Source organism: Streptomyces sp. NPDC032091, assembly GCF_055580265.1.
On the sequence record NZ_JBVILR010000007.1, the window covers coordinates 192159 to 216330 of the forward strand.

At 71.0% G+C, this 24172-nt stretch carries 18 protein-coding genes; 12 read left to right on the plus strand and 6 right to left on the minus strand.

Annotation, left to right across the window (positions count from 1 at the left end; translation table 11 throughout):
• The first annotated feature begins 30 nt into the window (after positions 1–30).
• Both ACZ5NJ_RS14375 and ACZ5NJ_RS14380 read left to right on the plus strand, forming a co-directional pair.
• Positions 31–1149: a lipid II:glycine glycyltransferase FemX gene (locus ACZ5NJ_RS14375; RefSeq protein WP_079428650.1), complete on the plus strand. Its 1119-nt coding sequence runs from the start codon at positions 31–33 to the stop codon at positions 1147–1149.
• 71 nt (positions 1150–1220) lie between these two features.
• The gene (locus tag ACZ5NJ_RS14380) at positions 1221–2252 is read left to right on the plus strand and encodes an alanine racemase (RefSeq protein WP_468765144.1); all 1032 of its coding nucleotides are present in this window, start codon (positions 1221–1223) and stop codon (positions 2250–2252) included.
• A gap of 4 nt (positions 2253–2256) precedes the next feature.
• On the opposite strand, the gene ACZ5NJ_RS14385 is transcribed toward ACZ5NJ_RS14380, so the two are convergent.
• Together ACZ5NJ_RS14385 and ACZ5NJ_RS14390 are read right to left on the minus strand one after the other, a co-directional pair.
• On the minus strand, positions 2257–3744 hold the full coding sequence (locus tag ACZ5NJ_RS14385) for a glycosyltransferase family 87 protein (protein ID WP_468765145.1): 1488 nt from the start codon (positions 3742–3744) through the stop codon (positions 2257–2259).
• 84 nt (positions 3745–3828) lie between these two features.
• Positions 3829–6399, minus strand: a complete 2571-nt coding sequence (locus ACZ5NJ_RS14390) for a transglycosylase domain-containing protein (RefSeq protein ID WP_468765146.1) — start codon at positions 6397–6399, stop codon at positions 3829–3831.
• Positions 6400–6672: 273 nt separating this feature from the next.
• Here ACZ5NJ_RS14390 and ACZ5NJ_RS14395 point away from each other — a divergent pair, with 273 nt between their 5' ends.
• The 3 genes from ACZ5NJ_RS14395 to ACZ5NJ_RS14405 all read left to right on the plus strand — a co-directional run bounded on the left by ACZ5NJ_RS14395 (position 6673) and on the right by ACZ5NJ_RS14405 (position 9809).
• Positions 6673–7275 carry a PadR family transcriptional regulator gene (locus tag ACZ5NJ_RS14395; RefSeq protein ID WP_468765147.1) on the plus strand — a complete coding sequence of 201 codons (603 nt, stop codon included), beginning with the start codon at positions 6673–6675 and terminating at the stop codon, positions 7273–7275.
• A 50-nt stretch (positions 7276–7325) separates the two neighbouring features.
• The gene (locus ACZ5NJ_RS14400; protein ID WP_468765149.1) at positions 7326–8408 is read left to right on the plus strand and encodes an inositol-3-phosphate synthase; all 1083 of its coding nucleotides are present in this window, start codon (positions 7326–7328) and stop codon (positions 8406–8408) included.
• Between the two features lie 117 nt (positions 8409–8525).
• Complete coding sequence (locus tag ACZ5NJ_RS14405) at positions 8526–9809, plus strand: MFS transporter (RefSeq protein ID WP_468765150.1); 1284 nt, start codon at positions 8526–8528, stop codon at positions 9807–9809.
• Between the two features lie 48 nt (positions 9810–9857).
• Here the strand turns inward: ACZ5NJ_RS14405 and ACZ5NJ_RS14410 are convergent, their stop codons facing one another.
• Entirely contained in the window at positions 9858–11309 is a 1452-nt protein-coding gene (locus tag ACZ5NJ_RS14410) for a CCA tRNA nucleotidyltransferase (RefSeq protein ID WP_468765151.1), read from the minus strand.
• Between the two features lie 209 nt (positions 11310–11518).
• Here ACZ5NJ_RS14410 and ACZ5NJ_RS14415 point away from each other — a divergent pair, with 209 nt between their 5' ends.
• The 7 genes from ACZ5NJ_RS14415 to trxA all read left to right on the plus strand — a co-directional run bounded on the left by ACZ5NJ_RS14415 (position 11519) and on the right by trxA (position 21052).
• Positions 11519–13777 (plus strand): DUF6049 family protein, encoded by a 2259-nt coding sequence (locus ACZ5NJ_RS14415; protein ID WP_468765152.1) that lies wholly within the window; start codon positions 11519–11521, stop codon positions 13775–13777.
• 46 nt (positions 13778–13823) lie between these two features.
• Positions 13824–15998 (plus strand): murein biosynthesis integral membrane protein MurJ, encoded by a 2175-nt coding sequence (gene murJ / locus ACZ5NJ_RS14420; RefSeq protein WP_468765154.1) that lies wholly within the window; start codon positions 13824–13826, stop codon positions 15996–15998.
• A gap of 117 nt (positions 15999–16115) precedes the next feature.
• The gene (locus ACZ5NJ_RS14425) at positions 16116–17831 is read left to right on the plus strand and encodes a protein kinase family protein (protein ID WP_468765155.1); all 1716 of its coding nucleotides are present in this window, start codon (positions 16116–16118) and stop codon (positions 17829–17831) included.
• Positions 17832–17857: 26 nt separating this feature from the next.
• Positions 17858–18559, plus strand: coding sequence for an RNA polymerase sigma factor SigM (gene sigM / locus ACZ5NJ_RS14430; protein WP_468765156.1), 702 nt, complete (start codon positions 17858–17860; stop codon positions 18557–18559).
• Entirely contained in the window at positions 18556–19554 is a 999-nt protein-coding gene (locus ACZ5NJ_RS14435; protein WP_468765157.1) for an anti-sigma factor family protein, read from the plus strand. The genes sigM and ACZ5NJ_RS14435 overlap by 4 nt, the downstream gene beginning before the upstream one ends.
• A 147-nt stretch (positions 19555–19701) precedes the next feature.
• On the plus strand, positions 19702–20661 hold the full coding sequence (trxB, locus tag ACZ5NJ_RS14440; protein WP_468765158.1) for a thioredoxin-disulfide reductase: 960 nt from the start codon (positions 19702–19704) through the stop codon (positions 20659–20661).
• A gap of 49 nt (positions 20662–20710) precedes the next feature.
• The gene (trxA, locus tag ACZ5NJ_RS14445) at positions 20711–21052 is read left to right on the plus strand and encodes a thioredoxin (RefSeq protein WP_468765159.1); all 342 of its coding nucleotides are present in this window, start codon (positions 20711–20713) and stop codon (positions 21050–21052) included.
• A gap of 72 nt (positions 21053–21124) precedes the next feature.
• On the opposite strand, the gene ACZ5NJ_RS14450 is transcribed toward trxA, so the two are convergent.
• The 3 genes from ACZ5NJ_RS14450 to ACZ5NJ_RS14460 form a co-directional block, all read right to left on the minus strand.
• Entirely contained in the window at positions 21125–21748 is a 624-nt protein-coding gene (locus ACZ5NJ_RS14450) for a GNAT family N-acetyltransferase (protein WP_468765160.1), read from the minus strand.
• Positions 21749–21834: 86 nt separating this feature from the next.
• The gene (locus tag ACZ5NJ_RS14455; RefSeq protein WP_468765161.1) at positions 21835–22890 is read right to left on the minus strand and encodes a ParB/RepB/Spo0J family partition protein; all 1056 of its coding nucleotides are present in this window, start codon (positions 22888–22890) and stop codon (positions 21835–21837) included.
• On the minus strand, positions 22887–24005 hold the full coding sequence (locus tag ACZ5NJ_RS14460; protein WP_468765162.1) for a ParA family protein: 1119 nt from the start codon (positions 24003–24005) through the stop codon (positions 22887–22889). The genes ACZ5NJ_RS14455 and ACZ5NJ_RS14460 overlap by 4 nt, the downstream gene beginning before the upstream one ends.
• Positions 24006–24172: the final 167 nt, after the last annotated feature.

The following is a 24172-nucleotide window of genomic DNA, read 5'->3' on the forward strand; positions in this document are numbered from 1 at the left end:
GCAGCGAAGCCGCCCGAGGAGACACCCCGCATGAGCCTGTCCCTGAGCACCATCAGCCGAGAGCAGCATCTGGCGTACCTCCAGAGCCTGCCCTCGGCTAGCCACTGCCAGGTCCCGGCATGGGCCGACGTCAAGAACGAGTGGCGCTCGGAGAACCTCGGATGGTTCGACAAGTCCGGCCAGCTCGTCGGTGCCGCGCTCGTCCTGTACCGCCAGCTGCCCAAGGTGAAGCGGTACCTCGCCTACCTCCCCGAGGGCCCGGTCATCAACTGGTACGCGCCCAACCTGGAGGAATGGCTCCAGCCGATGCTGGCGCACCTCAAGCAGCAGGGCGCCTTCACCGTGAAGATGGGCCCGCCCGTCGTCATCCGCCGCTGGAACTCCGCCGCCATCAAGGCCGGTATCCAGGACCCCGAGGTCAAGCGCCTGCGCGACGTGGAGGCTTCGTACATCGAGCCCCGCGCCTTCGAGGTGTCCGACAAGCTGCGCCGCATGGGCTGGCAGCAGGGCGAGGACGGCGGCGCCGGCTTCGGCGACGTCCAGCCCCGCTACGTCTTCCAGGTGCCGCTGGCGAACCGTTCGCTGGACGACGTCCTCAAGGGCTTCAACCAGCTGTGGCGCCGCAACATCAAGAAGGCCGAGAAGGCCGGCGTCGAGGTCGTCCAGGGCGGCTACGAGGACCTGCCGACCTGGCAGTACCTCTACGAGATCACGGCCGAGCGCGACAAGTTCCGTCCGCGCCCGCTCAGTTACTTCCAGCGCCAGTGGACGGCCCTCAACTCCGAGGACCCCAACCGCATGCGGCTGTACATCGCCAAGCACGAGGGCGAACCGCTCGCGGCCGCCACGATGCTGACGGTCGGCCAGCACGTCTGGTACTCCTACGGCGCCTCCGCCAACCACAAGCGCGAGGTCCGGCCCTCGAACGCGATGCAGTGGCGCATGCTGCGCGACTCGTACGCGCTCGGCGCCAGCGTCTACGACCTGCGCGGCATCAGTGACACCCTGGACGAGAACGACCACCTGTTCGGCCTGATCCAGTTCAAGGTCGGTACGGGCGGCGAGGCCGTCGAGTACGTCGGCGAGTGGGACTTCCCGCTCAACAAGGTGCTGCACAAGGCGCTCGACATCTACATGTCGCGCCGCTGACCCACCCCGCCCCTTCCACACACACCGCACCGCTGCACCACGCAGCTTTCCGAGAGAGGCTCCGGACGGGCATGGCGCTCACGCTCTACGTCGACACCGCGCGCTGGCGTGCGCACCAGAAGACGATCATCGACCAGTTCCCCGGTCTGATCCCGGTCTGCAAGGGCAACGGCTACGGCTTCGGCCACGAGCGGCTGTGCGAGGAGGCGACCCGGATGGGCGCCGACATCCTGGCCGTCGGGACGACGTACGAGGCCGCGAGCATCAAGGACCGGTTCGGCGGCGACCTGCTCGTCCTCACCCCGTTCCGGCGGGGTGAGGAGCCGGTGCCGCTGCCGGACCGGGTCATCCGCTCGGTGGCGTCGGTGGACGGGGTCCGCGGCCTGGTCGGCGCCCGCGTGGTCATCGAGTGCATGAGCTCGATGCGCCGCCACGGCGTCTCCGAGCAGGACCTGGGCCTGCTCCAGTCGGCGATCGAGGACGTCCGGCTGGAGGGCTTCGCCCTGCACCTGCCGCTCGACCGCCCCGACGGCTCCGACGCCGTCGAGGAGGTCATCGGCTGGATGGACCGGCTGCGCGCGGCCCGGCTGCCGCTGCACACCATGTTCGTCAGCCACCTGCGGGCCGAGGAGCTGGCCCGGCTCCAGCAGCAGTTCCCGCAGACCCGCTTCCGCGCCCGTATCGGCACCCGGCTGTGGCTGGGCGACCACGACGCCACCCAGTACCGGGGGGCGGTCCTGGACGTCACGCGCGTGGCCAAGGGCGACCGGTTCGGCTACCGCCAGCAGAAGGCCGCCTCCGACGGCTGGCTGGTCGTGGTCGCCGGCGGCACCTCGCACGGGGTGGGCCTGGAGGCCCCCAAGGCCCTCCACGGCATGATGCCGCGCGCCAAGGGCGTCGCCCGGGCCGGCCTGGCCACCGTCAACCGCAACCTCTCGCCCTTCGTCTGGGCGGGCAAGCAGCGCTGGTTCGCCGAGCCCCCGCACATGCAGGTGTCGATCCTGTTCGTGCCCTCGGACTCGACCGAGCCGAAGGTGGGCGACGAGCTGGTGGCCCACCTGCGCCACACCACGACGCAGTTCGACCGGGTGCTCGACGCCTGACCGGTCAGTCCCGGGGGTCCATGCCCCAGGCGACCCGCTGTCCCTCCGAAGGCGCCGCGTCCCGCGGCGCCTTCGTCCTGTCCCCGAGGACGAAGACGTCCTCGGCCCCGTCCAGGACTCCGCCGGACGGGTCGTCCGAGCCGTCGCGCCGTACGACGTCGCGCTCGGGCAGCAGGATGTCCCGCACGACGACCGCGCACAGGTAGAGCGTGGCCGCCAGGTGGACGGCGATGGCCAGCTGGTACCCCTCCAGCGGCAGCCCCTGGTGCTTGTCCCCGCTGGTCGTGTAGGCGAGGTAGAACCAGATCCCCAGGAAGTACACGACCTCGCCGGCCTGCCAGATCAGGAAGTCGCGCCAGCGCGGCCGGGCCAGCGCGGCGAGCGGGACGAGCCACAGCACGTACTGGGGCGAGTAGACCTTGTTGGCCAGGATGAAGGCGGCGACGACCAGGAAGGCCAGCTGGGCGAAGCGGGGCCGCCGGGGGGCCGTCAGCGTGAGCAGGCCGATGCCCAGGCACAGCAGGAGGGTCAGCCCGGTCGCGTAGGTGTTGGCGTCGTCCAGCGGGTTGCCGGTGCGCTGCGAGATCAGCAGCCAGACGGAGCCGAAGTCGATCGGCCGGTCCTGGCTGAACACGTAGAACCGCTTCCACCCGTCCCAGGCGTAGAGCATGACGGGCAGGTCGACCACGAGCCACGAGACGACCGCGCCCGCCGCGGCGGCGCCGAACGCCCGCCACTTCCCGGCCCGCCAGCACAGGACGAACAGCACGCCGAGCAGCAGCACGGGGTAGAGCTTGGCCGCGGTGGCCAGGCCGATGAGGACGCCGGCGAGCAGCGGGCGGCGGCGCGACCACATCAGCATCGCGGCGGCGGCGAGGGCGACGGCCGGCAGGTCCCAGTTGATGGTCGCGTTGAGCGCGAAGGCGGGCGCCAGGGCCAGCAGCAGGGCATCCCAGGGGCGGCGGCGGTGGGTCCGGGCGACGCAGACGGCGATGACCGCGGCGCAGGCCATCAGCATGCCGGCGTTGACCATCCAGTACATCTGCTCGCGGTGCTGGATGGCCCCGGACGAGGGGGTCAGCCAGGAGGCCACCTGCATGAACGCCCCGGTGAGCACCGGGTACTCCAGGTACTGCATGCCGCCGTACTTGGGGTCGACCGCCAGGTCGGGGAACCGGTCGCGGTAGGGCACGAGGCCGTCGGCGAAGCCGCGGGCGGAGTACAGGTGCGGGATGTCGGAGTAGCAGGCGTGGGTGTACTGGGAGCCGGCTCCCTGGAACCAGGCCCAGTCGTAGCAGGGCAGCTTCTGCACCATGCCGAGCGCGAACATGCCGAGGGCCACGAGGACCACGACGCGGACGGGGGTGAGCCAGTGGCCGCCCAGGCGGAGGTGGCGGCCGGCCGGGCCGCCGATGAGCTCGCTGCCGGCGGCGGCGACCTCGTCCTGCTGCGTGGGCAGGACGGGCGGCCGGTCCTCGTGCACCTTGGTCATGGGCTCATCCTGCCGTACCGGCCCGGACACGGGGGAGGGCCGCCGCACGGTGTGCGACGGCCCTCGGTGGTGCGGGCGGGGCGGTCAGCCCTGGGTGCCCATGATGCTGCCCCAGTTGCTCCCGCCGCCCGGGCGGCCCGGACGGCCCGTGGCGGGCGCGGTCGGCACGTCGGTGCTGCCGCCGTTGGTGTCGCCGCCGGCTCCGGTGCTCGTGCCGGCCGCGGTCTGCGGGTCGCACAGGTTCCAGGGCTTGGGCTTGCACGGCTTGCCCCCCTGGGAGGGGGAGGGCGACACGGACGTGGACGGGGAGGGGGACACGGACGTGGACGGCGAGGCGGAGGGGGACACCGACACCGACGGGCTGGGCGAGGGGGCGCCGGCGGCGTCGGCGACCACGCCGATGTCCTCGGCCTCGGGGAAGTCCTTGACGGGGGTGCCCTTGAGGGCCTCGCGCATGTACTCGGTCCAGATCACCGCGGGGATGTCACCACCGTGGATGGAGTCGACACCGCCCACGTGGTTCATGGACATGAGCTTCTTGTCCTTGGAGTTCGGGTCGTTGCGGAAGAGCGTGACCGAGGTGGAGAGCTCCGGGGTGTAGCCGACGAACCAGGCCGACTTGTTCTGGTCGGTGGTACCGGTCTTGCCCGCGGCGGGCCGGCCCAGCTTCTTGGCCTTGGTGCCGGTGCCGTTCTCCACCACGTTCCGCAGGACCTTGGTGATGTTGTCCGCGACGGAGTTGTCCATGGCCCGGGACTCCTTCGGGGCCTGGAACCCGGGGACGTCCTTGCCGTCCTTGGTGACCGTCAGGACGGAGAAGGGCTCGTGGTGCGTCCCGGAGGCGGCGAAGGTGGCGTAGGAGTCGGCCATGCGGATCGCGCTGGGCGTCGAGGTGCCCAGGGCGAACGAGGCGTTGTTGTTCTCGTCCATCGACTCTTCGAGGATGCCGGTGGCCTTCGCGACCTGGCGGACCTTGCTGTGGCCGACGTCGAAGACGAGCTGGGCGAACGGGACGTTGATGGACTTCTCCATCGCCTCGTTCAGCGTCACGTAGCCGTACGGGTACTCGCTCTCGTTCTTCTGCTTGAACGGCTGTCCGTCGGAGCCGAGCAGCGGCTTGCCCGAGCGGTCGTTGATCACCGTGAGGTCGTTGGCGTTGTACTTGCTGTTGGCCGAGATGCCCGTGCCCTTGGAGTTCTGCGTGCCGTACTCCATGGCCGCGGCCAGCACGTACGGCTTCCAGGTGGAGCCGACGGGGACGCCGGAGGTGTTGGCGTTGTTGGCGAAGTACTTGTGGTCCCAGCCGGGGCCGCCGTACAGGGCCACGATCGCCCCGGTCTTCACGTCGACGGACGCGGCGCCGAACTGCACGAAGGTGTCGTACTCGGGCCGCTTCTTCTCGTCGAGGAAGTCGTTGCGGGTGTCCTCGACCGCCTTGGACAGGGCGTCCACCTTGGGCTTCTGGAAGGTGGTGCGGATGGTGTAGCCGCCGAGGGCCATCTTCTCGGCGCTGATGTCGGCCGCCTTCATGACGTACGACTTGGCCACCTCGACCAGGTAGCCGGTCTGGCCGGACATGCCGCTGGCCTGGGCGAGGTCGACCCGGGCGGGGAACTCCTTGTACTTGTCCCGCTCGGACTGCTCCATGCGGTGGACGGCGACCTCGCGGTCGAGCACCCACGCCCAGCGGGCCCGGGCCCGCTTCTCGTTGGCCTCGGGGGTGGCCGCCGAGCCGATGCCGCCGTCCGGGTTGTAGAGGTTGGGGCCCTTGAGCAGGGAGGCGAGGAAGGCGCTCTCGGACGGGTTGAGGTCCTTGGCGTCCTTGCCGAAGTAGGCGCGGGCGGCGGCCTGGATGCCGTAGGCGTCGCGGCCGTAGTAGGCGGTGTTCAGGTAGCCGGCGAGGACCGTGTCCTTCGACTCGGTGGCACCGAGTTTGATCGCGATGAAGAGCTCGGTGACCTTGCGCTTGAGCGTCTGCTCGGAGTCGAGGTAGGAGTTCTTGACGTACTGCTGGGTGATGGTGGAGCCACCCTGGGTCGACCCGCCCGTGGCCATGTTCACCACGGCACGGGCGATACCCATCGGGTCGACGCCTTTGTCCGTTTCGAAGGACTCGTTCTCCGCGGCGATCACGGCGTTCCGCATGGAGACCGGAATCTTGTCGATCGGGATGATCTGGCGGTTCGTGGACCCGCCGGTGGCGACCATCTGGGTGCCGTCGGCCCACTGGAAGACGTTGTTCTGCGCCTTGGCCGCCTTGTTCATGTCCGGGGTGCCGACCATGGCGATGCCGACCCCGGCCCCGGCGACGATGAAGGCGAAGAACCCCAGGACGCTGCCGCAGACCAGCTTCCAGGAGGGCACGAACCGCTTCCAGCCGGCCTTCCCGGCCCGGGGGTAGTCGATGAACCGCTTGCGGCCGTCGCCCCCCTTCCCACCTGGGCGTCCTCGGCCGGCGGGCGGGCGCTGGGCGCCCCGGCGGGCGTCGGCGCGGTTGCCGTGGGCGCCCGGGTCCCCGTAGGGGCCGCCGGGCGGTGCGCCGGGCGCCTCCCGTCCGGGACCGGCGCCCCGTCCGGGGCGCTGCTGGGCAGCCCGGCGGGACGCGGCGCGGCCGCCGCCCTGGGGCTGCGGCGGTTTGCGGCGGTGCTCGCTCATCGAACGACTACTCCTCGGGCAGGCGAGTGGCCTGGAAGCGGCAGGTGATTCCGGTTCCCCCCGGTGGTCCTGCCGCACAGCCTACGCACGGTCAAAACCCAACCAGTGCCGAAGTTCACCCCAAATCAGGCAACTTGCGTCGTACGAATTGGTGATGTGACGCCGGTCACCATGTCTCGGCTTGTAGCCGGAAGCGCCCCGATCTATGGTCTGGATGTATCGAGCCGATACATCAGCTCGGCATAAACTCAGAGGCAGAGAGGGGGCAGGCGGATGAGCAGGCGCTCAGGCATCCTTGAGTTCGCCGTCCTCGGCCTGCTTCGCGAATCCCCCATGCACGGCTACGAGCTCCGCAAGCGGCTCAACACCTCGCTGGGGGTATTCAGGGCGTTCAGCTACGGGACTCTCTATCCCTGCCTCAAGACGCTGGTCGCCAACGGCTGGTTGATCGAAGAACCGGGAAACGCCCCGGAGGACGCTCTCGCCGCTTCACTCGCAGGGCGCCGCGCCAAGATCGTCTACCGGTTGACGGCCGCGGGGAAGGAGCACTTCGAAGAGCTCCTCTCCCACACCGGCCCCGACACCTGGGAGGACGAGTCCTTCGCCGCCCGCTTCGCCTTCTTCGGCCAGACCGAACGGGAAGTGCGGATGCGCGTGCTGGAGGGCCGCCGCAGCCGGCTGGAGGAGCGCCTGGAGAAGATGCGCGCCTCGATCGCCCGCACACGGGAGCGCCTGGACGACTACACGCTCGAACTGCAGCGGCACGGAATGGAATCCGTCGAGCGTGAGGTGCGCTGGCTGAACGAGCTCATCGAGAGCGAGAGGGCGGGACGGGACAAGAGACGACCCGGTCCGCCCGACGAAACAGCAAAGTGAGACCTGCATCTCGCAGGCCTCGTTCCGAGAACAGACAGGGAGCAACCGGAATGGGTTCGGTTCGCGTAGCCATCGTCGGCGTGGGCAACTGCGCCGCCTCGCTGGTGCAGGGCGTCGAGTACTACAAGGACGCCGACCCGGCCACCAAGGTCCCGGGTCTGATGCACGTCCAGTTCGGCGACTACCACGTCGGTGACGTCGAGTTCGTCGCCGCGTTCGACGTCGACGCCAAGAAGGTCGGCCTGGACCTCTCGGACGCCATCGGCGCCAGCGAGAACAACACCATCAAGATCTGCGACGTCCCGCACGCGGGCGTCACGGTCCAGCGCGGCCACACCCTCGACGGTCTCGGCAAGTACTACCGCATGACGATCGAGGAGTCCTCCGAGGCCCCGGTCGACGTGGTCCAGATCCTCAAGGACCGTCAGGTCGACGTCCTGGTCTGCTACCTCCCGGTCGGTTCCGAGGAAGCGGCGAAGTTCTACGCCCAGTGCGCCATCGACGCCAAGGTCGCGTTCGTCAACGCCCTCCCGGTCTTCATCGCCGGCACCAAGGAGTGGGCCGACAAGTTCACCGAGGCCGGTGTCCCGATCGTCGGCGACGACATCAAGTCCCAGGTGGGCGCGACCATCACGCACCGCGTGATGGCGAAGCTCTTCGAAGACCGCGGCGTCCGCCTTGAGCGCACCATGCAGCTCAACGTCGGCGGCAACATGGACTTCAAGAACATGCTGGAGCGCGACCGCCTGGAGTCGAAGAAGATCTCCAAGACGCAGGCCGTCACCTCGCAGATCCCCGACCGCGAGCTCGGCGAGAAGAACGTCCACATCGGTCCGTCCGACTACGTCGCGTGGCTCGACGACCGCAAGTGGGCCTACGTCCGCCTTGAGGGCCGCGCCTTCGGCGACGTCCCGCTGAACCTTGAGTACAAGCTCGAGGTGTGGGACTCCCCGAACTCCGCCGGTGTCATCATCGACGCCCTGCGCGCCGCGAAGATCGCCAAGGACCGCGGCATCGGCGGCCCGATCCTGTCGGCGTCCAGCTACTTCATGAAGTCCCCGCCGGTCCAGTACTTCGACGACGAGGCCCTGGCCAACGTCGAGAAGTTCATCAAGGGCGAGGTCGAGCGCTAGTCTTCGCGCCCGGTCGGGTCCAGGCTCCCCCGGGACGCCTGCTCTTCGACGGTTCTTCCACCGAGGGTCTCCGGACTGTGTGTCCGGAGACCCTCGGTGTATGTGACGCTTGCTCCCATGCCCGTCGTACGTGATCTGCGCGTACTCCTGCGCCGGAGGGACTTCCGCAACCTGCTCGCCGTGCGGCTGCTGTGCCAGGCGGCCGACGGGACGTACCAGGTCGCGCTCGCCACCTATGTGGTCTTCTCGCCGGAGAAGCAGGCCTCACCCGCGGCCATCGCCTCGGCGATGGCCGTACTCCTGCTGCCCTACTCCGCCATCGGCCCCTTCGCCGGAGTACTCCTCGACCGGTGGCGCCGCCGCCAGGTCTTCCTCTACGGCAACCTGCTCAGGGCCCTCCTCGCCTGCGTCACGGCGGCGCTGATCCTCGCGCACGTCCCCGACTGGCTCTTCTACGCCTCGGCCCTGTCCGTGACGGCCGTGAACCGCTTCGTCCTCGCCGGACTCGCGGCCGCCCTGCCCCATGTCGTCGAAGCCGACGAACTCGTCACCGCCAACGCCCTCTCGCCGACCGCCGGAACGCTCGCGGCCGTCGCCGGCGGCGGCCTGGCCTTCCTGGTCCGGCTGCTCGCCTCGGGGTCCAACACCCTCGTGGTCCTGGTCGGCGCCGCGCTGTACCTGTGTGCCGGGCTGGTGGCCCTGCGACTGGCCGTCGGCCTCCTGGGACCCGACCACCCTCCCGGCCGGACCCGCCCTTCGGTCGCCGAAGGGGTCGCGCTCACCGTCAGGGGCATGGCCGAGGGGCTGCGGCACCTGGCCGGGCGGCGGGAGGCAGCCCGGGCCCTCACCGCGATGACGCTGATGCGCTTCGCGTACGGCGCCCTGACCGTGATGCTGCTGATGCTCTGCCGCTACGCGTGGACGGACAACGAGGCCGACGGCCTGGCCCTGCTGGCCGTCGCCGTCGGGGTCTCCGGCGCGGGGTTCTTCGCGGCCGCGGTGGTGACCCCCTGGCTCGTGGGCCGGCTCGGACCGCTGGGCTGGATCGCCGCCTGCGCGGCCGGAGCGGCCCTCCTCGTACCGGCCCTCGGCCTCTTCTTCGCCACCGGGCCGATGCTCGTCGCCGCCTTCGCCCTGGGCATCGCCACACAGGGAGCCAAGATCTCCACCGACACGGTGGTGCAGTCCCGGGTGGACGACGACTACCGGGGCCGGGTCTTCTCCGTCTACGACGTGCTGTTCAACGTCGCCTTCGTCGGGGCGGCCGCGGTGTCCTCGCTGATGCTCCCGGCCGACGGCCGGTCCGTGGCCCTGCTGCTGACCACGGCACTGATCTACGCCGTGACGGCGGTGTTCCTGCGCCGCGGACGCGACCGCATCGATGTTTCACGTGAAACGTAGGACCGTTTCACGTGAAACATCGGCCTTTCCTCGGCGCGCCCGCCCCCGTCAGCCCCGGGGAGCCTGCTCGGCCCACCACTGCTTGAGGGCGGCCACGGCCGCGTCGTGCCCCATCGGGCCGTGCTCCAGCCTCTGGTCCAGCAGGAAGGCGTAGGCCTTGCCCACCGCCGGCCCCGGGCCGATCTCCAGGATCTGCTGGATCTCGTTGCCGTCGAGGTCGGGGCGGATCGCGTCCAGCTCCTCCTGCTCCTGGAGCTGCGCGATCCGCTCCTCCAGCCCGTCATAGGTACGGGACAGCGCGTTGGCCTTGCGCTTGTTGCGGGTGGTGCAGTCGGACCGGGTCAGCTTGTGCAGCCGGTCCAGCAGCGGGCCCGCGTCGCGGACGTAGCGACGCACCGCCGAGTCGGTCCACTCGCCGTCCCCGTACCCGTGGAAGCGCAGGTGCAGCTCCACCAGCCGGGACACGTCCTTGACCATGTCGTTCGAGTACTTCAGGGCCGTCATGCGCTTCTTGGTCATCTTCGCGCCCACCACCTCGTGGTGGTGGAAGGAGACCCGGCCGTCGCTCTCGAAGCGGCGTGTGCGGGGCTTGCCGATGTCGTGCAGCAGGGCCGCGAGCCGCAGCACCAGGTCCGGGCCGTCCTCCTCCAGGGCCATCGCCTGCTCCAGGACGATCAGCGAGTGGTCGTAGACGTCCTTGTGCCGGTGGTGCTCGTCGCTCTCCAGCCGCAGCGCGGGCAGCTCGGGCAGGACCCGGTCGGCCAGACCGGTGTCCACCAGGAGCGCCAGACCCTTGCGCGGGTGGGCGGAGAGCAGCAGCTTGTTCAGCTCGGCCTGCACCCGCTCCGCCGAGACGATCTCGATCCGGTCGGCCATCGCCTTCATGGCCGCCACCACGCCGGGGTCGACCTCGAAGTCCAGCTGCGCGGCGAACCGGGCCGCGCGCAGCATGCGCAGCGGGTCGTCGGAGAAGGAGTCCTCGGGAGTGCCGGGCGTCCGGAGCACGCCGGCCGCCAGGTCCTCCAGGCCTCCGTGCGGGTCGACGAACTCCTGCTCCGGCAGAGCCAGGGCCATGGCGTTGACCGTGAAGTCCCGGCGGACCAGGTCCTCCTCGATCGAGTCGCCGTAGGAGACCTCGGGCTTGCGGGAGGTGCGGTCGTACGCCTCGGAGCGGTACGTCGTCACCTCGATCTGGAAGCCTCCCCGCTGGGCTCCGACGGTGCCGAAGGCGATGCCGACGTCCCAGACCGAGTCGGCCCACGGCCGCATGATCTTCAGCACGTCCTGGGGACGCGCGTCGGTGGTGAAGTCGAGGTCGTTGCCGAGACGCCCGAGCAGCGCGTCGCGTACGGACCCACCGACCAGGGCGAGGCGGAAGCCCGCCTCCTGGAACCGGCGGCCGAGCTCGTCGGCGACGGGTGCGACCCGCAGCAGTTCACTGACCGCGCGGCGCTGCACCTGACTCAGGGCACTGGGGTTGTCTTCATTGGCGTTCGGCACAACAGAAAAGGGTACGTGGCCCGCCCGGCGAAGGCCGCCCGGTTTCGCCCGGCGGGACACCGCGCACACGGGGCCGGCGGTCCGGGAACCGGAACGGATCCGGAACGGATCTTGTGGAGCAAGGCGCGGCACTCGCGCACAGCGCGTCTCGTTACCATGCGTGGACGCAGAACCGACGACCACTGACACTTCGAGGGACTGGTGAGCGCGTGGCCGAGGCGGCAGAAATCCAGGGGGCGTCCTCCGCCCCTGCCCGGCGCCGATGGCTGCGGCGGGCGGTCGTCCTGCTGAGCGGGACGCCGGTGCTGGCCGCCCTGATCTACACCCCCGCCCCCGCGGCCCAGGCCGCCGAGCCCCCCTCCGTCGACGTCCAGCTGACCGAGGTGGCGCCCAGCGCTCCCGTGAAGACCGACACCCTGACCATCCAGGGGACCGTGGTCAACAACGGCCGCGAGACGATCAAGGGAGCCCACGTCGGGCTGCGGGTCGGGCCCCTGGTCGGTGACCGGTCGGCCATCGACGAGATCGCGGACCGCAAGGGCTTCCGGCCCGGAACGGACCCCGCGGAGATCGACCCGGCCTTCGCCGTGAAGATCGACTCCCTCCCGTCGAAGGTCGGCCAGCCCTTCACGATCAAGGTGCCGGTCAACAAACTGGACCTGGGCGCCGACGGCGTCTACCAGCTGGGCGTCTCCCTCTCCGGGTCGACCGACAGCCGCCCGTCCGAGCAGGTGCTCGGCATCCAGCGGACCTTCCTGCCCTGGCAGCCGGACCCGGCCGCCAAGCGGTCCTCCCTCACCTATGTGTGGCCGCTGATCTCCACGACCCGCGTCACCGCGGAGACCGGCTCGGACGAGGTGCAGACCCCGGTCTTCATGGACGACTCCCTCGCCGACGAGCTGCGGCCGGGCGGCCGCCTGGAGCGGATGGTCTCGCTCGGCAAGGACCTGCCCGTCACCTGGGTCGTCGACCCCGACCTGCTCGCCACCGTCGACGCCATGACCAAGGGCTACCGGGTGCGCGGCGCGGACGGCGGGAAGCCCGTCCAGGGCCGGAGCAGGGCCGTCGCCGAGCAGTGGCTGAGCTCTCTGGAGAACGCCGTACAGGGCAAGAAGGTGGTCGCCCTGCCGTTCGCCGACCCCGACATCGCCTCCCTCGCCCACCACGGCAAGGACGTCTCCGGCACCCTGGGCCAGCTGCGGCCCGCCACCGACAAGGCCAAACAGGCCGTCGAGACGGTGCTGCACGTCGCCGCCTCCACCGATTTCTCCTGGCCCGTGGACGGCGCGATCGACCCGTCGATCGTGAACGTCGCCACCTCGGCCGGCGCCCACAACGTCCTCACCCGCAGCGACAGCCTCCAGGAGACCGGCGCCCTCGGCCACACCCCGAGCGCCGCCCGTCCCATCGGCGCGGGCACCACCGCCGTGGTCGCCGACGCCGAGCTGTCCACCGCCTTCGAGGGCGACATGGCCAGCGCCGGAACCTCCACGCTCGCCGTGCAGAAGTTCCTCGCCCACAGCCTGGCGCTCAACCTCCAGGGCGGCGACGAGCCGCGGAGCTACGTGGTCGCGCCCCAGCGCCGCCCCTCCGCCAGCCAGGCGGACTCGATGGCCATCGCGCTGCGGGGGCTCCAGGCCGCGCGCTGGAGCCAGCCCTCCGACCTGGAGGCGGCGGCCGCCGCCAAGCCCGACCCCGGCGCCGCGACCCAGGTCCCCGGCGCCGGCCAGTACCCGGAGGCCCTGAGCAGGCAGGAGCTGCCCGTATCGGCCTTCGAGAAGATCCGGACCACCCAGAGCACCCTCGACCACTTCAAGGTCATCCTCACGGCACCGGACCGGGTGGAGATCCCCTTCGGCAACACCACCAACCGGGAGATGTCCACCTCCTGGCGCGGCCGCCCCGAGGAGGGCGACCGCTACCGCGACGAGGTCCAGGCGTACCTGGTCGGGCTGACCGACAAGGTCAAGGTCGTCCCCAAGTCGGACGCGACCTTGTCCGGACATAGCGCGACGATCCCGGTCAGCGTCCAGAACAGCCTGGTCCAGGACGTGCACAACCTCGTGCTGCGGGTGAAGTCCGCCAACCCCACCCGCCTGATGTTCAGCGAAACGGAACAGGAAGTCACCGTTCAGGGCGGCCACAGCCAGACGGTAAAGTTCACCGCCAACGCCACCGCGAGTGGTCCGGTCGAGGTCACCGCACGCCTGTTCACCAAGGACGGCGTGCCGTACGGCAAGGAACGCAGGTTCACCGTCGAGGCCACCGAGATCACCCCCACCGTCATGCTCGTCATCGCCGGCGGCGTGCTCCTCCTCGTCCTTGCGGGCATCAAGATGTACGCCAGCCGCAAGCGCGTCGCCGCCCGGGCGGCCGCCGAGGAGAGCACGCAGCCGAGTGACGAGACCACGGACACCGGACCGCAAAGCACAGAGGGGTCCGGAACGGGTGAGACAGTGGACCGTTGAGCGATGCCGTGGCCGGTCGGCCTGGGGACGATGAGGTGGGGTTGCGATGAACGCGCCGTACGACGGTGACCGCGCGCAGGGCGCCGGCGGGCCTGGGCCCTCCCGGGGCACTGCCGCCGGCACTCCGGTGCCCGGGCAGGTTCCGCCGCCCGCGCCCGCGCCGGACCACGACCCGTACGTCCAGGACGCCTACGACCACGACCCCTACCGGTCGCAGGACCTGTCGGCCCAGGACCCGGTGACCGAGGCCCTCTACGACCGTGCCTCGCACCCCCCGCCGCCGCCCGGCACCTACCAGGAGCCCGGTCCGCTCTACGCGGCCCCGCAGGCGCCCTCGCACGGACCCGACCCCCGCGTTTGGGCCCAGACCCCGCCACCGGAGCCGGACGGCCCGTCCCGCCACCTGCCCTACGGCGACCACGCGGCGACCACGCAGTTCGTCGGGGTGGACTCGCTCGTGACCAGCGCCTCGGACGAGCAGCCCGAGCCGGACGCCTTCACCCACCTCTACCGGGACCAGCAGGCGGCGCCCGGCGCGCCCGCCGAAGAGGCCCCCGTCGCGACCCCGGCGCCGAGCAAGCCCGCCGGCAAGGCCGCCAGCCTGCTCAAGTCCAGCGCTCTGATGGCGGCCGGCACGATCGTCTCCCGCCTCACCGGCTTCGCCCGCACCCTGGTGATCGCCGGCGCGATCGGCGTCACCACCCTCAACGACTCCTACCAGGTCGCCAACACCCTGCCGACGATCATCTACATCCTGGTCGGCGGCGGCGCCCTCAACGCGGTCTTCATCCCGCAGCTCGTCCGGTCCATGAAGACCGACGAGGACGGCGGCGAGGCCTACGCCAACCGCCTGCTCACCCTCGTCGTCACCCTGCTCGGCGCGGTCACCACCGTCTGCGTGCTCGCGGCCCCGCTCTTCATCAGCCTGATGTCGCCGACGATCGCGGGCGATCCGAAGCGCCTCGACGTCGCCGTGGCCTTCGCCCACTACTGCCTGCCCACGATGTTCTTCATGGGCGTCCACGTGGTGCTCGGTCAGATCCTCAACGCCCGGGGCCGCTTCGGCGCGATGATGTGGACCCCGGTCCTCAACAACATCGTCGTCATCGCCACCTTCGGCGCCTTCATCTGGGCCTTCGGCGGGTTCACCACCTCCGGGGTCTCGGAGGCGACCATCACTCCCGAGGGCGTTCGCCTCCTGGGCATCGGCACCCTGCTCGGCCTCGCCGTCCAGTCCCTGGCGATGCTGCCCTACCTGCGCGACGCCGGTTTCAAGCCGCGCCTGCGCTTCGACTGGAAGGGCCACGGCCTCGGCAAGGCGGTGGGACTGGCCAAGTGGACGTTCTTCTTCGTCCTCGCCAACCAGGTCGGCCTCGTCGTCGTCACCCAGCTCGCCACCGCGGCCGGGACGGCCGCCGACAAGCTGGGCCACGGCGGTACCGGTATCACCGCCTACAACTACGCGCTGCTGCTGTGGCAGATGCCGCAGGCCATCATCACCGTCTCCGTCATGACGGCCGTCCTGCCCCGCATTTCCCGCTCCGCCCACGACGGCGACGCCGCCGCGGTCCGCGACGACATCTCCTACGGCCTGCGCACCTCGGCCGTCGCCATCGTGCCCTGCGCCTTCGCGTTCCTCGCGCTCGGCGTCCCGATGTCCACCCTGCTCTACGCCAGCGCCGGCAAGGACGCCGTGAACATCGGCTACATCCTGATGGCCTTCGGTCTCGGCCTGATCCCCTACTCCGTCCAGTACGTGGTCCTGCGCGGCTTCTACGCCTACGAGGACACCCGGACCCCCTTCTACAACACCGTCATCGTCGCGGCCGTCAACGCCGGCGTCTCCGCCCTGGCCTACTTCGTCCTGCCCGCGCGCTGGGCCGTCGTCGGCATGGCCGCCGCGTACGGTCTGGGCTACCTGGCGGGCGTCGGCGTGGCATGGCGCCGCCTCAAGACCCGTCTCGGCGGGGACCTCGACGGCGCCCACGTCATGCGCACCTACACCCGCCTGATCGGCGCGTGCGTCCCGGCCGCCGCGGTGGCGGGCGCCGCCGCTTACGGGGTCACGCGGGTCCTGGGCAGCGGGGCCCTCGGCTCCCTCGCCGCCCTGGTCGCCGGCGGGATCGCGCTGGGGGCCGTGTTCCTCCTCGCCGCCAAGCGCATGCGCATCGAAGAGCTCAACTCCATGGTCGGAATGGTCCGCGGCCGACTGGGACGCTGATGCGCACAACCGTCGGGCCCCATCGTGTGTCGTGCATAGCGCCGGACTGTGGGCACAATTGGCATGGCTTCGCAGACTGGCCGACAGCGCGCAACGGATGGGGAGGCAGGGACGACGGTGGCGGAACGTAGCACAGCTGCCGTCGACGTGGCCGACAACAGCGGCGACCAGCCGCTGGCCGCAGATGCGGCCAAGGCCACGGCCGACGGGGTGGACACCCAGGAGGGACGAGCCGCGAACGAGCCCATGCCCGAAAAGGACGGCGAACGCAGGAGCGCGGCACCCGCGGCCGCACCGGAACTCCACAGCGGCCACAAGCTCGCCCGGCGCTACCGCCTGGAGGAGTGCGTCACCCGTCTGGACGGATTCAGCAGCTGGCGCGCGATGGACGAGAAGCTGCGCCGCGCCGTCGGCGTGCACCTGCTGCCCGCCGACCACCCCCGCGCCCGCACGGTCCTGGCCGCGGCCCGCTCCTCCGCCCTGCTCGGCGATCCCCGGTTCGTCCAGGTCCTCGACGCCGTGGAGGAGAACGACCTCGTCTACGTCGTCCACGAGTGGCTGCCCGACGCCACCGAGCTCACCGCCGTCCTCGCCGCCGGCACGCTGGAGCCCCACGAGGCCTACCAGCTGGTCAGCCAGGTCTCCCAGGCCATGGCCGCCGCCCACCGCGAGGGCCTGGCCCACCTGCGCCTGACGCCCAGCGCGATACTGCGGACCTCCACGGGCCAGTACCGCATCCGCGGCCTCGCCGTGAACGCCGCCCTGCGCGGCATCACCAGCGACACCCCGCAGCGGGCCGACACCGAGGCCATCGGGGCGCTGCTGTACGCGGCCCTCACCCAGCGCTGGCCGTACGAGAACGACGCCTACGGCCTGCGCGGCCTGCCCAAGGGCGTCGGACTGCTCGCCCCCGACCAGGTCCGCGCCGGCGTCCACCGCGGCCTCGGCGAACTCGCCATGCGCGCCCTCGCCAACGACGGGGCCACCGCCTCCCGCCAGGAGCCCGCCTGCACCACCCCGGAGGAACTGGCCAAGGCCGTCGCCGCGATGCCCCGCATCCGGCCGCCGGAGCCCGCCTTCACGGCGCCGCCGGAGTACCAGCACACCACGTACCAGCAGGGCAGCTACGGCCGCCCGGCTCCCGTCGGCATGCCCACGACCCCGGTCGCCGTACCGGTGCCCCCTCCGCCGCCGCTGCAGAGCCGTACGGGCCGCGCCCTGAAGTGGGGCGTCGCCGCCCTTCTGATCGCCGCCCTGGGCCTGGGCAGCTGGCAGCTCGCGGACGCCCTGCTGGACCACGGCAAGCAGAACAACAGCGAAACCACCCAGACCCAGCAGCAGGGCCCGGCCCCGGAGAAGAAGGAGCTCGCGCCGCTCGCCATCAAGGGTGCGAAGGAGTACGCCCCCGACGGCAACCCGCAGAACGCCGGTGACGTCGGCAAGACGTACGACGGGAGCGCGTCGAGCTACTGGCGTACCAAGAGCTACGACGAGGGCCCCGAGTTCCAGATCAAGGACGGCGTCGGGATCGTCTACGACCTCGGCGCCGAACACGAGGTCGGCATGGCGTCGATAGCACTGAAGTACGGCGGGGACCACACCACCCTGGCGCTGTACGCGGTCGATTCCACCACCCCGTCGGGCAAGGTCGACTCCATGAAGAAGATCGCCGGTACGACGTCCAAGGACACCAAGGTGAGCCTGACGGCCGAGACGCCGGTGAAGACGCGTTACGTGCTGCTGTGGATGACCGCGATGCCGCACGCGGGCTACGACGACTTCAGCAAGCCCGGCTACAAGCAGGGCATCACGGACGTGAAGTTCAAGGGCTGAGGTACGGCAGGGGAGGGGGCCCACCGTTGGACGGAGCCGCGACCGGCGAGAGCAGCGACCAGGATCTCCTTTCCCTGCACGTCGCCGGGGACCCCGATGCGTTCGGGGAGCTGGTGCGGCGGCACCGGGACCGGCTGTGGGCCGTCGCGGTGCGGACCCTGGGGGACCGGGAGGAGGCGGCCGACGCCGTCCAGGACGCCCTGGTCTCCGCCTACCGGGCCGCCCACACCTTCCGCGGGGACTCCGCGGTGACCACCTGGCTGCACCGGATCACCGTCAACGCCTGCCTGGACCGCGCCCGCAAGGCCGCCTCGCGCCGGACCGCACCCCTCGACGACACGGACCGCCTGGAGCGGCTCCTGGAGCCCCACGAATCCGCCGAAGCCCCCGCGGAACGGCAGGACCTCCACCGCCAGCTGCTGGCCGCGCTGGCCACCCTGCCCGCCGACCAGCGGGCCGCCCTCGTCCTCGTCGACATGCAGGGCTACCCGGTCGCCGAGGCCGCCGCCGTCCTCGACGTCCCCGTCGGAACCGTGAAGAGCCGGTGCGCGCGCGGCCGGGCGAAACTCCTCCCCCTCCTCACTCATCTGCGCACGAATGCCGGGGATAACACCGCCACCGGGCGGGGAAGGAACCGGACGCCGGGGACACCCGTCCCATCTGCGGCAGAACCCAGGCATCCCGAACCAGACCCAGACCCTGTGAAGGGCGGAGGTGGACGACCGTGACCCCCACGACCGGCGCTGCCGGCACGATCCGGCACCCGGAGGTCTCGGAGATCTCCGACCTCACCGAAGGGCTCCTCTCCCCCGTCCGCACCACCGAGGTCCGCCGCCACCTCGCGGAGTGCGCCCTGTGCGCCGACGTCCTGGCCTCCCTGGAGGAGATCCGCTCCCTGCTGGGCACCCTGCCCGGGCCGCCCCGGATGCCCTCCGACATCGCCGGGCGCATCGACGCGGCCCTCGCCGCGGAGGCCCTCCTCGACTCCACCGCCTCCCGGGCCGAGGCCCTGTCCCCTCCCCGGGAGCCCGCCCCGGACGACGTTCCGCCGGTGTCACCCGCAGCGGTGGCCGGGGGAGCGGTACCGGACCCCGGTCCCGGCCGGACCGGGGCCACCCGGCCCGCCGGTCACCCGTCCGGCGCAACGGGGCCCGGCCGTCGACGCGCCCGCCGCCGGATCGCCGTCCTCGCCGGCCTGGCCGGAGCGGCCGCCTGCGTCCTCGGCGTGGTCCTCTTCAACGGGCTGACCGGCACCGGCGCCCACGACACCGCCACGAGCAACAACACCGTGCGGGCCGCCGGCTCGGCCGCCCCCGGGGAGTACACCGCCCAGGGGCTCCAGCAGAACGTCCACCGGCTCCTGGCCGCCGCGCCCGCCACGGACGGGCCCAAGGCCGCTCCCCAGTCCTCTTCCGGGGAGTCGAACCGGACCATGGAGCTGGGCGAGCCCTCCCCCGGTCTGGCCCCCGCCGAGCGGCCGGGCACACCGGAGCCGGCCCCCGCCGCGGTGCCCCCCTGTGTGCAGCGGGCCACCGGCCGCACCGAGACGCCGCTCGCCGCCGAGCCGGGCCGCTACCAGGGCACCGAGGTCTACCTCGTCGTCCTCCCCCATCCGCAGGACCCCGCCCTCGTGGACGCCTACCTCGTACCGGCCGGCTGCGCCGACGCCCCCGCCGCGACCCCCGAAAAGCCGCTCATCACCCGGACCTATCCCCGGAGCTGAAGGGTTCCGCGGGCGGCGCCCGGCGCATTCGGAGGCGGAGGAGGCCGGGCGGGGAATGCGCGCGCCGTAGGATCCGTTGGGTGGGGTGAGAGTCCGCACCGGCCCCCGGTAGGCACCACGAAGTCCGCAGAGACGAGGAAAGAACCCGTGAGCGACGTACGAAACGTGATCATCATCGGCTCCGGGCCGGCCGGCTACACGGCCGCCCTGTACACCGCACGCGCTTCGCTCAACCCGCTGGTCTTCGAGGGTGCCGTCACCGCCGGCGGCGCGCTGATGAACACCACCGAGGTCGAGAACTTCCCGGGCTTCCGGGAGGGCATCATGGGTCCGGACCTCATGGACAACATGCGCGCGCAGGCCGAGCGCTTCGGCGCCGAGCTCGTCCCCGACGACGTCATCTCCGTGGACCTCACCGGTGAGATCAAGACCGTCACCGACACCGCCGGCACGGTGCACCGCGCCAAGGCCGTGATCGTCGCCACCGGCTCCCAGCACCGCAAGCTGGGCCTGCCCAACGAGGACGCACTCTCCGGTCGCGGCGTCTCCTGGTGCGCGACCTGTGACGGGTTCTTCTTCAAGGACCAGGACATCGCCGTGGTCGGCGGCGGCGACACCGCGATGGAGGAGGCGACCTTCCTCTCCCGGTTCGCCAAGTCCGTCACGATCGTCCACCGCCGTGACACGCTGCGCGCCTCCAAGGCCATGCAGGACCGCGCCTTCGCCGACCCGAAGATCAGCTTCGCCTGGGACAGCGAGGTCGCCGAGATCCACGGCGAGCAGAAGCTCTCCGGCCTGACGCTGCGCAACACCAAGACCGGTGAGACCTCCGAGCTGCCCGTGACCGGCCTGTTCATCGCCGTCGGCCACGACCCGCGCACCGAGCTCTTCACCGGCCAGCTCGACCTGGACGACGAGGGTTACCTCAAGGTCGACGCGCCCTCGACGCGCACCAACCTCTCCGGTGTCTTCGGCGCCGGCGACGTCGTGGACCACACCTACCGTCAGGCGATCACCGCCGCCGGCACCGGCTGCTCCGCCGCCCTGGACGCGGAGCGCTTCCTCGCGGCCCTCTCGGACGCCGAGCCCGCCGCCGCGACCGTCTGATCCCGCTCCACCCCCCTACACCCCACCCCGCAGGAAAAAGGAGGCCGCTGTGGCCGGCACCCTCAAGAACGTGACCGACGCCGACTTCGACGCCGAGGTCCTTCGCAGCGACAAGCCCGTGCTCGTGGACTTCTGGGCCGAGTGGTGCGGTCCGTGCCGCCAGATCGCCCCCTCGCTGGAGGCGATCGCGGCCGAGTACGGCGACCAGATCGAGATCGTCAAGCTCAACATCGACCAGAACCCCGCCACGGCCGCCAAGTACGGCGTCATGTCCATCCCGACGCTGAACGTCTACACGGGCGGCGAGGTCGCCAAGACCATCGTCGGCGCCAAGCCGAAGGCCGCCATCCTGCGCGACCTGGACGGTTTCATCGAGGTCAAGACCGCCTGACGCGGTCGATGTTTCACGTGAAACGGGGCCGCCCCCTGAGGGGGCGGCCCCGTTTCGCATGCCCGACGTCTGTCACAGGGGCCGAAGCACCGGTTCCTTGCGTGCCCTCGCCCCGCCCAGCAGCCGGTCCAGGGCCAGTTCCACGTCTTCCTTCCAGGAAAGCGTCGTACGCAGCTCCAGCCGCAGCCGCGGATGGGCCGGATGGGGGCGTACGGTCTTGAAGCCCACCGACAGCAGGTGGTCGGCCGGCAGCAGGCAGGCGGGCCTCTCCCAGCGGGCGTCGCCGAAGGCCTCGATGGCCTTGAAGCCCCGCCGCAGCAGGTCCTTGGCGACCGTCTGGACCATCACCCGTCCCAGGCCCTGCCCCTGATAGCCCGGCATGATCCAGGCGGTGATCAGCTGCACCGCGTCCGGAGAGACGGGACTCGTCGGGAAGGAGGCGGCGCGCGGTACGTAGGCGGGGGGAGCGTAGAGGACGAAGCCCACGGGGACCTCGTCCACGTAGACCACCCGCCCGCAGGATCCCCAGTCCAGGAGGACGGAGGAGATCCAGGCCTCCTTCTCCGGCTCCGCGGTCCCCGCCTTCACGGCGGCCTCGCCGGTGACGGGATCGAGCTCCCAGAACACACAGCTACGGCAACGCCTCGGCAGGTCCTGGAGGTTGTCCAGCGTGAGCGGTACGAGCCGACGACCCATGACCGCATCGTAACCACTGCCCCCTGCTTCTTCGAGGGTGGACATCTCGGAGAAGCAGGGGGCAGTGGGAAACACGACGGGCGGGACTACTCCCCGGAGAGGCCTTGCTCCAGCACCCGGCCCTCGCCCGGAGCCAGGGTCCCCAGGATCCGCTCCAGGTCCTCCATCGACGCGAACTCGACGGTGATCTTGCCCTTCTTCTGTCCCAGGTCCACCTTCACCCGGGTCTCGAACCGGTCCGACAGGCGCGTCGCGAGCTCGCTGAGCGCCGGCGACACCCGGCCGCCGGCCCGCGGACCCTTGGGCTTCACGGTGCTCGAAGCCTCCGAGCCCAGCAGGGCGACGATCTCCTCGACCGCGCGCACCGAGAGCCCCTCGGCCACGATCCGGTGCGCCAGACGGTCCTGCTCCTCGGTGTCCTCCACCGACAGCAGGGCCCGGGCGTGCCCCGCCGACAGCACCCCGGCTGCCACCCGGCGCTGTACCCGGGGCGAGAGCTTCAGCAGGCGCAGGGTGTTCGAGACCTGCGGACGCGAGCGCCCGATCCGGTCGGCCAGCTGGTCGTGGGTGCAGTTGAACTCCCGCAGGAGCTGGTCGTAGGCGGCCGCCTCCTCCAGCGGGTTCAGCTGCGCCCGGTGCAGGTTCTCCAGGAGGGCGTCGAGAAGGAGCTTCTCGTCGTCCGTCGCCCGGATGATCGCGGGGATGGTCTCCAGCCCCGCCTCGCGGCAGGCACGCCAGCGCCGCTCACCCATGACCAGCTCGTAGCGTCCGGCGGACGCCGCCTGCCGAACCACCACCGGCTGGAGCAGGCCCACCGTCTGGATCGAGGTCACCAGTTCCGCCAGCGCGTCCTCGTCGAACACCTCGCGCGGCTGCTTCGGGTTCGGCGTGATGGCGTCCAGCGGAAGTTCCGCGAACGTCGCACCGGCCACCACGTCCACCTCCGGTGGCGTGGTTTCACGTGAAACCTCGGCTTGCGACAGCGCGGCGAGCTTCGCCGCGGCGATGCCCCGCTCCGACGTCAGTACCGGTACCGCCGACGGAGACGTGGACCCCGCGCCCATCGCCGGCGTCTTCTCCTGGGGAGCGGCCGGGATCAGCGCGCCGAGCCCCCGCCCTAGACCCCTACGTCGCTCACTCACTGGATCCCCTCCGCCATGCTCTGCGTGCTGTTCGTGCCCGCGCCCAGATGGGCGTGCTGGGCGTCGTAATGGATTCCGGCTCCCCGGAGCGCGATCTCCCGCGCCGCCTCCATGTAGGAGAGGGCCCCGCTGGAACCCGGGTCGTAAGTGAGGACCGTCTGCCCGTAGCTCGGGGCCTCGGAGATGCGCACCGACCGCGGGATGCTCGTGCGCAGCACCTCCTTGCCGAAGTGCGTGCGCACCTCCTCCGCCACCTGCGAGGCCAGCCGCGTCCTGCCGTCGTACATGGTCAGCAGGATCGTGGACACGTGCAGGGTCGGGTTCAGGTGGGCCCGCACCAGGTCGACGTTGCGCAGGAGCTGGCCCAGCCCCTCCAGCGCGTAGTACTCGCACTGGATCGGGATCAGTACCTCCGCGCCCGCCACGAGGGCGTTCACGGTCAGCAGGCCCAGGGAGGGAGGGCAGTCGATCAGGATGTAGTCGAGCGGCTGCTCGTACGCCTGGATCGCCCGCTGGAGCCGGCTCTCGCGGGCCACCAGGGAGACCAGCTCGATCTCGGCGCCCGCGAGGTCGATGGTGGCCGGAGCGCAGAAGAGGCCCTCCACGTCCACCACCGGCTGGACGACCTCCAGCAGCGGCCGGCTGTCGACGAGCACGTCGTAGATGGAGGGCACGTCCGCGTGGTGGTCGATCCCCAGCGCCGTGGAGGCGTTGCCCTGCGGATCGAGGTCGATCACGAGGACGCGCGCTCCGTGCTGTGCCAGGGAGGCCGCCAGGTTCACGGTCGTCGTCGTCTTGCCGACGCCGCCCTTCTGGTTGGCGACCACCATGATCCGGGTCTCCGCCGGCCGGGGCAGGGGGACACCGGTACGGCCGATGGCCTCGACCGCCAGCTGTGCGGCCCGGCCGATCGGGGTGTCCTCGTCGTTGTCCACGAGGGGCGCGGGCGCTTCTCCGCCAGGCATGGCCGGGGGTGCGCCCAGCGAAACGTCGTCGCCTGGCGGTTCAGAGCGGGGACCGGGGACCGGATCGGCCATCGGCCCCGCGAGGTTGGCGTCGGACCGCACGGTGTCACTCTCCTCGGCAGCGGGCTCGCGATGAACAGAGCCTGCCATGCCACCCGGGTCGCGAACCAGCGGGGCCCGTACTCCTGTGGATGAATCCACCGTTGTGGACAACTCCGTCACCCCCGTGTCCCGGCGGGGTCGGGGGGCCGCAGCAGCCCGGCCGCGGCTGATGATTCCGTGCAGCAGAGAGCGACGTTTCACGTGAAACACGATGC